Here is a 12,975-nt window from a genome sequence, read left to right on the forward strand (position 1 = left end):
GTTTGTTTATTCAGTAAATACTGAAAAGTTTGTATTAAAAGCTTGTAACAACTAGTGTTTGTAGATATACCTATAAATATTCGCGCCGCTTATAGCGGTAAACACATTTTTAATATTTGGTTAGAAATAGGCAACTATGGGCAAATCGCTAGTAATTGTAGAGTCACCTGCTAAGGCTAAAACAATTAATAAATATTTAGGTAACGATTTCATCGTAAAGTCTAGTATTGGACACGTACGAGATTTACCTACTTCAGGTTCGAGCAAAAATAAAGTGCCGGCAACTAAAACGCCTGCAGAAGTTCGTAAAATGGAACCAGAAGAAAAAGCAGCGTATAAAAAGCAACGAGATTATACTAATTTAGTCGCGAGAATGGGGATTGACCCTGATCAAGGCTGGGAGCCGCATTACGAAATACTGCCTGGTAAAGAAAAAGTTGTTCAAGAATTACAAAAGCTGGCAGAAAATGCAGACCAAATATACCTCGCAACGGATTTGGATAGAGAAGGGGAAGCAATTGCTTGGCACCTTCAAGAAATCATTGGCGGAGAGCCTGCAAAGTATAAGCGTGTAGTTTTTAACGAAATTACAAAAAATGCGATTCAACAAGCATTTGAAACACCTGGCGAGCTAAATACCGATATGGTCTATGCGCAACAAACGCGCCGTTTTTTAGATCGTGTGGTTGGCTTTATGGTGTCACCGTTACTGTGGGCAAAGGTTGCTCGTGGACTTTCAGCAGGTCGAGTTCAATCAGTTGCAGTGCGTTTATTGGTTGAGCGCGAACGTGAAATTAAAGCGTTTATCCCAGAAGAATTTTGGGATATTCATGCTGATGTTAAAAATAGTGAGTCGGAGTTACGTTTAGAAGTAACCAAACAAGCTGACAAGCCATTTAAGCCAGTAAATGAAGCTCAGGCTAGCGCAGCGGTTAAAAGCCTTGAGAATGCCGAATATAAAGTTGTTAATATTGAAGAAAAACCAAGTAAGAGCCGCCCAAGTGCGCCTCTGATCACTTCAACAATGCAACAAGCGGCGAGCACACGCTTAGGTTATGGTGTTAAGAAAACCATGATGCTAGCACAGCGCTTGTACGAAGGCGGTTATATTACGTATATGCGTACCGATTCAACTAATCTATCAAAAGATGCAGTTGCAATGTGCCGTGAATATGTAACAGAACAATTTGGTGAAAAATACTTACCAAAAGATCCAATTAATTACAGCTCAAAAGGCAACGCACAAGAGGCGCATGAAGCTATTCGCCCATCGAGTGTAGCCGTACTTTCTGGCCATATTGAAGGCGTAGATGCCGATGCTAAAAAGCTTTATGAGCTTATTTGGCGTCAATTTGTTGCATGTCAAATGGTACCAGCAGAGTACGATTTAACTACTTTGACCGTTGCAGCAAACGATTTTCAGCTTAAAGCAAAGGGTCGTGTATTACGCTTTGATGGTTGGACTAAAGTTCAACCTGCAATTCGTAAAAAGAACGAAGAAGATCAGTCATTACCACCCGTTACATTAGGCGAAACCCTGACCCTTGTTGAACTTGATCCTAAACAGCATTTTACAAAACCACCTGCGCGTTTTAGTGAAGCGAGTTTAGTAAAAGAGCTTGAAAAACGTGGTATTGGTCGTCCTTCTACGTATGCATCTATTATTTCAACGATTCAAGACCGTGGTTATGTGCGCGTCGAAAATCGTCGTTTCTTCGCTGAGAAAATGGGTGAAATTGTTACCGATCGTCTAGTTGAAAACTTCACAGATTTAATGAATTTTGACTTTACCGCTAAAATGGAAGGTCGACTAGATGATATCGCAGAAGGCGAGCGCGTTTGGACCGAAGTACTTGATAAATTTTATGCTGATTTCTCAACGCAATTAACAGTCGCAAAAGATGAACCAGAGCAAGGCGGTATGCGCCTCAATGAAATGGTTGAAACGGATATTGAATGCCCAACATGTAGCCGCAAAATGGGTATACGTACGGCATCAACAGGCGTATTTTTAGGTTGTACGGGTTATAGTCTACCGCCTAAAGAGCGTTGTACTACAACAATGAACTTAGTGTCAGGTGATGAAGCCGTAGCAGCTGATGTTGAAGATGTTGAAACCGAAACATTAATGCAGATGAAGCGTTGTCCAATTTGCGAGACAGCAATGGACTCGTACTTAATCGATGAAACACGTAAATTACATGTTTGTGGTAATAACCCAGCTTGTAAAGGTCACGTTGTTGAAGAAGGCACCTTTAAAATTAAAGGCTATGACGGTCCAATTATCGAATGCGATAAATGTGGTGCTGACATGGAGCTAAAATCTGGTCGTTTTGGTAAGTACTTTGGTTGTAATAATGAAGAGTGTAAAAATACGCGTAAACTACTGAAAAGTGGTGAAGCAGCGCCGCCAAAAGAAGACCCTGTACATATAAAAGAGCTTGAGTGTGAAAAGTCTGAAGCGTATTTTGTATTACGTGATGGCGCAGCAGGTATATTTTTAGCGGCCAACACTTTTCCTAAGTCACGTGAAACGCGTGCACCAAAGGTTGAGGAATTAAAGCGCTTTAGAGACCGTATTTCACCTAAGTTTTATTACTTAGCTGATGCACCAGCACAGGATCCTGATGGCAACTTAGCGGTTGTTCGTTATAGCCGTAAAAATAAGTCTCAATACGTAATGACTGAAGTTGACGGTAAAGCAACTGGCTGGACTGCACATTATGAAGCGGGTAAATGGGTAGAAGAAGCAAAGAAAAAAGCAGCACCAAAAAAGAAGCCGGCTGCTAAAAAAGCCCCTGCTAAAGCAAAGGCTAAAGCTAAAAAAGAAGATGAATAAGCACGTTATCGCTTATTCATAACTTTTTATAGGTTTTAAAAGGCTATAAAAAAACCGGAACGCACAGCTTGTGTCGATTCCGGTTTTTTTATCTATTTATATGTACTTCGCAATGGCTTTGTTAGCCGTACATATAATACCAACCTGCATAAATATTTGAACAATTTATCGAATTAAATCACTCTATAACGTTGTTAAAAATTTTTTATTTAGAACAACTAGATACAAAAATTTTTGCCTAGTTCTAGCGCGATTTTCTTATCGTTAGATAGACCACGTATATAAGCAGATTGGTATGAATATTATTAAATTTTTACAGACGATACTTTTTTGTAGCCTTCAGATTCAAGTTCATCATTTACACATTTTAATACGTAGGCGTTAAGTTCTGTATTGCTTACGTCGTCATCTTTAGCCCAGTTAACGCACATTTCTGTGTATTCTTTTATCATTTCGGCTGAAGCTGTTGGGGTGTCGTCTGCCACTGCGTAAGTTGCAGATACTGCAAATAAAGGCGCTACGATTAATGCTAGTAATGCTTTGTTCATTCGTTTATTCCTAAAAAATGGTATGACGATCGCAATACGCTTTCTCTCGTTAAGCGTAAGACAATAGTGCCCAATCCAGAACAGTTCTGTTGGTAAGTTGATTTTTAATCGAATTTGAAATAAAAGAAAACGAAATATTTTTATCGTGAGGATGAGTGATTTATACATAACCTGAACTCTGGTTAAGATATTTACTAATATATTGAATCATAATAATATTTAAATTTATTTTTCTCTAGCCAGAGATTTTCAGTGAAAACAAGGCGAACTTACGCGTCATTAGCTGGCCTATTGCAAGTAAATTCAACGTAGTTAGCGCTGAAAATAGCTGCTCGAGATAGATTTATTATCCAGAGTTCAGGTTACATAGCTATATGTACATCTATTTGTGTTGAATTGCTATATAGGCTAAGGTCGCTTTTTTTTATAAAAAGATGAACCAATGTCACTACACACACCAGATACAAAGCCGCGTCATACAAATAAAGTAGAGCACGCATTAGAATCCTTTATTTTTAAAGGGCGTTGGTTACTCGCGCCGTTTTTTGTCGGTTTATTATTTGCTGTTGTACTACTTTTGATAAAGTTTTTTAAACAGCTTTATCTAATGGGTCTAGCAACGTTTACATCTACTAACCAAGAGCTTCTCGTTGGTATTTTAACGCTAGTGGATACCGCGTTATTAGCTGGGTTACTTTTAATCATTATTTTTAGTGGTTACGAAAACTTTGTCTCTAAGCTCAATATAGACAATCATGAAGACAGACCTTCGTGGATGGGAAAGGTGGGCTTTTCAGGTTTAAAAATGAAATTGATCAGTGCCATTGTTGCTATTTCAGCTGTTGAACTGCTAAAAGTATTTATTAACTCAGGCGCGCATCCAAACGATGAATTACTATGGAAGGTGATTATTCATGTAACGTTTGTGATGTCGGGTGTTTTATTTGCATTAACAGATTACCTGAACAGTAAAACGCAAAGCCATTAGTACTAATACAAAAAAGCCCAAGTTTATGCTTTGGGCTTTTTTGCGGCTAACTAATTAGCACTTAGCGTAATAACAAGCGTAAGGCTCAAGAGTTAGTAGATTATTGCTAAGCTTAGCATTATGGTGGCTAAGCTCTGTGTATTGTGTAACAACTGATACAGGCATATTGATGCTTGCTTGCTGCGAACTTAAGTTAAATACACACAACATTTTTTGTGAGCCCAGTGTTCTATAAAAGGCAAGTGCAGGCTCAGGTGTTTCAATAAACTCAATATCACCTTCAAGTAAAACGGCTTGGCTTTTGCGCCAAGTCATAAACTCACGATATGCATTTAAAATTGAGTTACTGTCATTTATTTGTATTGCGACTGACTGTTGCTTATGTGCATCATCGACCGGAAGCCAAGGCTTTGCCTCACTAAAACCAGCGTGGTGCGATCCAGTGTGTTCCCAAGGCATTGGCGTTCTGCATCCGTCGCGCCCCTTAAAGTTAGGCCAAAACGTTATGCCGTAAGGGTCTTGTAAGTCTTCAAAGGCAACACTTGCTTCACCTAACCCTAATTCTTCCCCTTGGTACATACAGACACTTCCGCGAAGAGAAGCAAGTAGGGCTGTTAACATTTTACATTGCTGAGGGTTAATTTCGCCATTTTCACTCCAGCGGCTTGCTACGCGCTCTACGTCATGATTACTAAATGCCCAGCATGGCCACCCCTCAAGCATACGCTGTTCAAGTGTTTGAACCGTAGTTCTAATATATTCACTTGAATAATCGTTTGTTAAGAGCTCAAAGCTATAACCCATGTGCAGCTTGTCGCCGCCTTGGGTATATTCTGCCATCGTTGCTAATGAATCTTCTGACGATATTTCCCCAAGCGATACAGTACCTGGGTATTTATTAAGTAATGCACGAATATCTTGCATAAACGCAATGTTTTCTGGCTGCGTATTATTATAGTAATGGTACTGAAACGCATACGGGTTATCTTCACTAAAACCACGGCCTTGGCGTTTTTCTTTTGGTTTTGCTGGATTATCGCGAAGTAATGCGTCGTGGTAGCAAAAATTAATGGCATCGAGTCTAAATCCATCAACGCCTTTTTTAAGCCAAAACTCCACGTTATCTAGTACAGCTTGCCTTACATCAGGGTTGTGAAAGTTTAGATCGGGTTGTTCAGTTAAAAAGTTATGCAAATAGTATTGCCCACGACGAGGCTCCCACTGCCAAGCCCCCCCACCAAAAATAGAAAGCCAGTTATTAGGTGCTGTTCCATCTTCTTTGGCATCTGCCCATACATACCAATTGGCTTTGTCATTGGTTAAATTATCGCGGCTGTCTAAAAACCATTGGTGTTGATCCGACGTGTGGCTTAATACCTGATCTATAATTATTTTAATATCACGCTCATGAGCTTGGCTTATTAGTTGATCAAAATCGTTTAAATCACCAAAAAGCGGGTCAATGTCGCGATAATCACTAATATCGTAGCCAAAGTCTTTCATTGGCGACTTAAAAAATGGTGAAATCCAAATAGCATCAACACCAAGGCTTTTAATATAATCAATACGATTAATTATTCCTTTTAAATCACCAATACCATCGTTGTTGCTATCTTGGAAGCTACGCGGATAAACCTGGTAAATAACCGCACCTTTATACCACTGCTTTTGGGTCATGCTTTACTCCGTTATTCTATACAGTATTTAAACTATTCTTCTGTGATTAGGCTTAATCACGTTATTTGCAAAAAGCATACGTGAAGCCTGTGACCCTGTAAAAAGCTTGCATACGTATGCACATAAATAAGCGGCTCTAAAGCACCTTATTTAAGTGCTAAACAGCATATGGAATTACCTTAATTAGCGGTAATATTACTTACCAATTATGGATTAGCTTATATTTATGTGGTTTTAGATGCTTTAAGTTAAAGAAATATAAGAAGTTATTGTAATTTAATGCTTTATCATTAATGGTCTTACCAATTTATCTTTTGATGATGGTACGATATTTTAATGAATAAAAAATAAATCGGCTTTATTTCAAACTATTTACATGCCATTAAATTAATCATTTTGATACAAATAAGTTGGGCAGGCTAGCGTTGCTTAAAGAACAGGCCTAAATAGATTTATTATATTAAAAACAGTTTGTTATGACTTTTCATTGTGAATTTTATGTTAATATACAAGCGGGCGCCAATGCTGAATACGTATGCATAAAGTTGTTAATAAAATAAACCAAGCGTTAATATCCGTCCTGACAACAAAATTAGCTCGCCTTGTTTGACTATCACTCAAGCACTATATGCGGGTATCACACTATGGGTAACGGGAAAACATCATGTCTATGTTCAAACCAAGTATATTAACTTTAGCGTTAACAGCGGCAGGCATATCTAGCTTTGCAACCGTAGCGGCGCAAGAAAATACAATAAAAAAAGATGACGTAGAGGTTATCGAAGTTAAAGGCTTTCGTGGCAGCTTAATTGAATCTATAAACACAAAGCGCTTTTCAACACAGGTTGTAGAGTCTATTTCGGCAGAAGATATTGGTAAATTACCAGATTCATCTATTGCTGAGTCTATTGCGCGTTTACCTGGTTTAACAGCCCAACGTTTAGATGGCCGAGCGAGTCGTGTGAGTGTTCGTGGTTTCAGTGAAGATGAAAGTGCGACCACTTTTAATGGCCGTGAGCAAGTGTCTATTGGTGACAATCGAGGCGTAGAGTTTGACCTTTACCCATCTGAAATTATGAGCGGTGTCACTGTTTATAAAACACCTAATGCCAGTATTGAAGCCGAAGGCATCGCTGGTGTTATCGATATGCAAACGGTTAAGCCTTTAAGCAAAGGCGAACGTGTTGTTATGTTTAATGGTCAGCTTGAAAAAACAAGCTTTGATAAGTTAAACCCAGATGGCGATAACCAAGGTTTCCGTGGCACTTTTTCGTATATTGACCAATTTGCAGACGACACGATCGGTGTGGCATTCGCGTATAACAAAATGAGTTCACCAAACCAAGAAAAGCGTTGGAACTCGTGGGGTTACCCAGAATTTACAAGTAATGGTAAAGATTATTCAATTTTAGGTGGGGCTAAACCTTATGTGCGTTCATCTACATTAGATCGTGACTCAGCAATGCTTGTTATAGAAGCATCTCCGAATGATCGTTTGAATATGACATTTGATGCATTATATGTTGATTTTTCTGATGAAAGAATTTTACGCGGTATTGAAATTCCATTCGCATGGGGTCAAGGCAGTATAGATCCAAACAGTGTTACTGTAGACGAAGAGTCCGGTTTTATTACGAGTGCTAAGACGCAAGGGCAACGTGTTGTTGTTAGAAATGATTATGAAGAACGAAATGCTGAACTAAAGCAATTCGGTTTTAATACAAAATACGATATTAATGATGCATGGTCTGTAGAGTTTGATGCAAGTGTATCTGAAGTAGAACGTCAGCTTTGGAGTATAGAGAGCTACTCAGGAACTGGTCGCGGAGACAGTAATGGTGTTGCTGATAACTTAGGTTATACCTTTAATGGTGGTAATACTGGTGCGCAATTTACCCATGAACTTGATTACAGTGACTATAACTTAATTCAATTAGGTGGGCCGTTATCTTGGGGCGCAAGCTCTGCGTTAAATGATAGATACGGTCTAAATGATACGCCTTACCAAAATACAGCACAAGATGGCTTCATCAACGCACCAGAAATTAATGATGAGCTTCAAACATTAAAGTTAGCTGCCAGCAAAGTGCTTGAAAACGATTATATAAGTGCTATTAAATTTGGTCTTTCGTACCGTGACCGTGAAAAAACTAAAAAGTCAGAAGGTTATTTTATGACTTTGAAAGATTTTTCACTTGATAACCCAGGTATGGTCTCAGTACCTGAAAAATACCGTTTGGGCACTGCAAGTTTAGACTTCATTGGTATGGGTAATATGATTGCTTATGATACTAATGGTCTGGTTAAAGACGGTTACTACAACCTACTACAAGAAAGCTTAACAGATCAAAAACATAAAACGCAGTCTTGGACAGTACAAGAACAAGTAACGGCTTTATTTTTGCAAGCGGATATTAATACTGAACTAGGGTCGGTCCCAGTTTCGGGTAACATTGGTGTGCGTTATGTGAAAACTGAGCAATCATCACAAGGCTTTGCTGCGACGACCGAAAACGGTTTAGTTGTGGTATCTCCAACAGACATTAGTCATGATTACTCGCATGTTTTACCAAGCTTAAACTTATCATTTGCGGTAGATGAAGAACAAACCATTCGTTTTGGTGCTGCTAAAACTATTTCTCGTGCTCGTTTAGATGAAATGAATGCCTCTGTTAATGCAACATATAGCCCAACTCAAGATTCTAATGGTAATAACTGGAGTGTCTCTGGTGGTAATCCGCAGCTTGAACCTAAAGAAGCCACTGGTTTTGATTTAAGCTATGAAAACTACTTCCATGAGGAAGGTTACTTTGCTGCAGCGTATTTCTATAAAGATATTTCTACTTGGATTTTTGACGGTAACTACGCAATAGATATGACCGGTGTCGCTAATCCATCAACAGGTGAAATACCAGCAAATAGTCAAGGTTCGGGTTCAGGTAAAGTCAATGGTGGTGGCGGTAATCTTTGGGGTTACGAGCTATCTCTTTCTTTACCATTGAGCATATTTAGTTCATCACTTGAAGGCTTTGGTTTAATTGCTAGCCATACTGGTGTAGAGCAAGATATTGAAGATCAAAATGGGACTGAATATAAACTGCCTGGTTTATCAGAGAAGATCGATAGCTTAACTTTTTATTACGAAAGAAATGGCTTCCAAGCGCGTACAAGTATGCGTAAACGCTCTGACTTTAAAGGTAATGTTAACGGCTTAGGGCTTGCGGCTACGCAAGTTGATATTAAAGGCGAAACAATTTGGGATATTCAAACCGGATATGATTTCGCAGAGTCTGGTATACAGGGCCTTGAAGGGTTATCTGTTACATTCCAAATTCAAAACTTAACGGAAGAACCATTTACTTCTCTTTCGGGAGATAACAATTTACAAGTACGTGATTACCAAGATTACGGTCGCACTTACTTGTTAGGTTTTAGCTACAAGCTATAATAAAAATTGTGTGTAGAAGCCCTTGTAATTTGTTTTACAAGGGCTTTTTTATAGCTAGTTTACCTAACTTTTTAATCATACTTTGATTTAATAAAACGTGGATAATAAGATGAAACCAATAAAACACGTCGTGATTGCAGGCGGTGGCACCGCAGGTTGGATCACTGCAGCACTGCTAAATAAAGTGTTAGGTAAAGTAATTAATATCACATTAATAGAGTCATCATCTATTGGTACAGTGGGAGTGGGCGAAGCAACCATACCGCCTATTATCCAGCTTAATAATGCATTAGGCATTAACGAACAAGAGTTCATAAACGAAACTAACGCAACAATTAAACTCGGTATTGAATTCGAAAACTGGAAAGCACCAACGCACAGATATATGCATGCGTTTGGCTCGATTGGAAAAGACTTCCCGTTCTGTGACTTTTATAATTTTTGGTTGAAAGGGCACATTACAGGTTGTGAAGACGAGTTATGGGATTTTTCACTTAATTACCAAGCTGCTAAACAACATAAATTTGCGCCTTTAAATACAATTCCTAATACCCAACTACCAGGGCTAAGTTATGCGTATCATTTTGACGCCACACTTTACGCTGAATATTTAAAAAAGCTGGCAATATCGCGCGGTGTAAAACACATTGATGCCAAAATTAGTGAAGTAACGCAATGCTTAACAACGGGTAATGTAGAAACACTCATACTCGATGATAATAAGCAAATCAATGGTGATTTATTTATAGATTGCACGGGGTTGTGTGCGTTGCTTATCGAGAAAACACTCAATACTGGGTTTGTAGATTGGTCTCATTATTTACCATGCGATAGTGCCATTGCAGTACAAACAAAATCAAACGATGAATTAAAACCTTATACGCAATCAATTGCGCACAGTGCCGGTTGGCAATGGCAAATTCCGCTACAAAGTCGAATAGGCAACGGCTTGGTTTATTGTAGTCGTTATTTATCTGATGAAGACGCAAAGACGTTGTTACTTAATAACTTACCCGCAGATCCAATAACAGAGCCACGATTCATTAAATTCAAAACAGGGCGACGCATAAAACAATGGCATAAAAATGTAGTCGCGGTTGGTCTATCAAGTGGCTTTTTAGAGCCATTGGAATCGACAAGCATTCATTTAATTCAAAGCGCAGTTACGCGGCTGATTAAATTATTTCCGCACCACGGCATTAGCGATGCGTTAGCAAGCGAGTTTAATAAACAAAGCGTGATTGAAATAGAGCATATTCGTGATTTTATTATTTTGCATTACAAACTTACTGAGCGAGAAGACTCCGCGTTTTGGCGTCAATGCATGCAAATGGACATACCGGATTCACTGAATCATAAACTTAATTTATTTAAGCAAACAGGCAAGGTTATGCGCGAAGACGATGAGCTATTTGCCGAAATAGCATGGCAACAAGTGATGATTGGGCAAGGTTTGATGCCTGATGATTACAGCACAATTGTTGACTCGTTAACGAATGAGCAGTTAAGTGATTTGTTTATTAGTTTAAAAACATTAATAAATTCGACAGTTGAAAAACTGCCTACTCATAAAGAATTTTTAGCCAGTATTAAAAGGGCGTCGTAATGCGATTTATACAGCAAGTACTCTTACTCTGTTTATGTACTATAACAAGCATGTCATATGCACTGAGCGTTGAGCCTGCTAACTGGTGGGTGGGCATGAAAAAAAACACAATTACGCTGATGTTGCATGAACAAAACATTGCAAACACCCAGTTTAAGCTTTTACCTTATCAAGGGGTTGAGCTAACCAATGCGACGCGCACCGAAAACCCTAATTACGTATTTTTACATGTAACCATTAGCGATACAGCCCAAGCTGGAACATTAAAATTTAATAGCAGTGATAATAATAATTTTAGTTTTTCTTTACTTGAGAGAACAAAAAATAGTGCTGAGCGAGAAGGTTTTAGCAGCAAAGATACAGTGTACTTAATTAACCCTGACCGTTTTGTAAATGGCGATAAACAAAATGACACCGTGAGCGGTATGTTGGAGAAAGTAAATCCAACATTTAAAGGAGGGCGTCATGGCGGTGACATTCAAGGTGTTATTAATGCATTGCCTTATTTAAAAGATTTAGGTATTACACAGTTGTGGTTAACGCCGGTGCTTGAAAATAACATGCCTGATTACTCTTATCACGGTTATGCTATTACCGATTTTTATAACGTAGACCCACGCATGGGTTCTAACTCACTTTATAAATCGCTTTCAATAAAGGCCAAAGACCAGGGGATTGGTCTTGTTATGGATATGGTGCTTAATCACTTTGGTGCTGAGCATAAATGGATGAAGGATAAACCGAGCAAAGATTGGATCAATTTTAATGGTGAATTTAAAAATGGTAAAAATGCGACAAGTCATGCCCGCCAAACAATTCAAGATCCACACGCAAGCGAGTACGATAAACGTCAATTTAACGATGGCTGGTTTGTAGCCAGCATGCCAGATTTAAATCAGCGTCAGCCACTTTTGAGCGAGTATTTAATTCAAAATGCGCTGTGGTGGATCGAATATGCTGATTTAAGCGGGATTCGTGTAGACACTTATTCTTATTCAGATAAAGCATTTTTAACAGCGTGGACAAAGGCCATTATGGATGAATACCCACACTTTAATATTGTTGGTGAAGAATGGACCTCAAACCCCGCTATCGCGTCATATTGGCAGCGCAAAAAGGTGAATCAAGACGGCTATACGTCAAGCTTACCGAGCATTATGGATTTTTCATTACAAGAGGCGTTAATTCAGGCGCTAAATGAAGAAGAAAGCTGGAGTACAGGCTGGGTTAAAGTATACCAATCGTTGGCCAATGACTTTCTATACCCTGATACAGATAACATTATGGTATTTGCTGATAACCATGATATGAGCCGTGTTTACACTGAACTTAAACAAGATTTAGCCAAAACAAAAATGGCAATGACCATGTTATTGACGACACGGGGTATCCCACAAATCTACTACGGTACTGAAGTACTACTCGATAACACCCCAAGTAAAGATCACGGAGATATACGCATTGATTTCCCCGGTGGATTTGAACACCAACAGGCAAATGCATTTACAGGTGAGGACTTAACAGCTGATCAACACAGCATGCACACAATGATGTCTGCTTTACTTCATTTTAGAAAAACCAGCCCAGCGCTCACTAACGGTAAATTAACTCACTTTAGCCCAAAAAATGGCGTGTATAGTTATGCACGACTTAGCGATGAGCAAACAGTTTTAGTGTTTTTAAATAAAAATGCTCAAACCATTAACCAAGAACTTGATTATATGAAAGAAGTTTTACCACATAATACAAAAGCTAAAGACATACTAAGTAATGAAACGCATATGCTTAAAAGTAAACTCACACTAAAACCCATGAGCGCAACCGTATTAGTCATTAACAAATAATGAATTAGCTCCTGAATACGTATGC

The 12,975-nt window shown here is 38.7% G+C and carries 7 protein-coding genes; 5 read left to right on the top strand and 2 right to left on the bottom strand.

The annotated features are described in order from the left end of the window. Nucleotides 1-136 precede the first annotated feature (136 nt). Complete coding sequence (topA, locus tag PALI_RS06415) at nucleotides 137-2,839, top strand: type I DNA topoisomerase (RefSeq protein WP_193155302.1); 2,703 nt, start codon at nucleotides 137-139, stop codon at nucleotides 2,837-2,839. A 305-nt stretch (nucleotides 2,840-3,144) separates the two neighbouring features. Here the strand turns inward: topA and PALI_RS06420 are convergent, their stop codons facing one another. Next, entirely contained in the window at nucleotides 3,145-3,387 is a 243-nt protein-coding gene (locus tag PALI_RS06420; RefSeq protein WP_182703326.1) for a hypothetical protein, read from the bottom strand. Between the two features lie 442 nt (nucleotides 3,388-3,829). On the opposite strand from PALI_RS06420, the gene PALI_RS06425 reads away from it, so the two are divergent. Continuing rightward, complete coding sequence (locus PALI_RS06425; RefSeq protein WP_182702788.1) at nucleotides 3,830-4,375, top strand: TIGR00645 family protein; 546 nt, start codon at nucleotides 3,830-3,832, stop codon at nucleotides 4,373-4,375. A 54-nt stretch (nucleotides 4,376-4,429) separates the two neighbouring features. On the opposite strand, the gene PALI_RS06430 is transcribed toward PALI_RS06425, so the two are convergent. Beyond that, entirely contained in the window at nucleotides 4,430-6,052 is a 1,623-nt protein-coding gene (locus PALI_RS06430; RefSeq protein WP_193155303.1) for an alpha-glucosidase family protein, read from the bottom strand. Between the two features lie 664 nt (nucleotides 6,053-6,716). Here PALI_RS06430 and PALI_RS06435 point away from each other — a divergent pair. The 3 genes from PALI_RS06435 (at nucleotide 6,717) to PALI_RS06445 (ending at nucleotide 12,950) form a co-directional block, all read left to right on the top strand. Continuing rightward, nucleotides 6,717-9,500 (top strand): TonB-dependent receptor, encoded by a 2,784-nt coding sequence (locus tag PALI_RS06435; protein ID WP_193155304.1) that lies wholly within the window; start codon nucleotides 6,717-6,719, stop codon nucleotides 9,498-9,500. A gap of 109 nt (nucleotides 9,501-9,609) precedes the next feature. Beyond that, nucleotides 9,610-11,106, top strand: a complete 1,497-nt coding sequence (locus tag PALI_RS06440; RefSeq protein ID WP_193155305.1) for a tryptophan halogenase family protein — start codon at nucleotides 9,610-9,612, stop codon at nucleotides 11,104-11,106. Further along, nucleotides 11,106-12,950: a glycoside hydrolase family 13 protein gene (locus PALI_RS06445; protein WP_193155306.1), complete on the top strand. Its 1,845-nt coding sequence runs from the start codon at nucleotides 11,106-11,108 to the stop codon at nucleotides 12,948-12,950. Before PALI_RS06440 ends, PALI_RS06445 begins: the two co-directional genes overlap by 1 nt. Nucleotides 12,951-12,975: the final 25 nt, after the last annotated feature.

This window comes from Pseudoalteromonas aliena SW19, from assembly GCF_014905615.1.
GTDB lineage: Bacteria > Pseudomonadota > Gammaproteobacteria > Enterobacterales > Alteromonadaceae > Pseudoalteromonas > Pseudoalteromonas aliena.

Bases quoted from the DNA above. Each gene is read 5' to 3' on its own strand.
- topA (WP_193155302.1), top strand. From the start codon at position 137: ATGGGCAAATCGCTAGTAATTGTAGAGTCACCTGCTAAGGCTAAAACA.
- PALI_RS06420 (WP_182703326.1), bottom strand. From the start codon at position 3,387: ATGAACAAAGCATTACTAGCATTAATCGTAGCGCCTTTATTTGCAGTA.
- PALI_RS06425 (WP_182702788.1), top strand. From the start codon at position 3,830: ATGTCACTACACACACCAGATACAAAGCCGCGTCATACAAATAAAGTA.
- PALI_RS06430 (WP_193155303.1), bottom strand. From the start codon at position 6,052: ATGACCCAAAAGCAGTGGTATAAAGGTGCGGTTATTTACCAGGTTTAT.
- PALI_RS06435 (WP_193155304.1), top strand. From the start codon at position 6,717: ATGTCTATGTTCAAACCAAGTATATTAACTTTAGCGTTAACAGCGGCA.
- PALI_RS06440 (WP_193155305.1), top strand. From the start codon at position 9,610: ATGAAACCAATAAAACACGTCGTGATTGCAGGCGGTGGCACCGCAGGT.
- PALI_RS06445 (WP_193155306.1), top strand. From the start codon at position 11,106: ATGCGATTTATACAGCAAGTACTCTTACTCTGTTTATGTACTATAACA.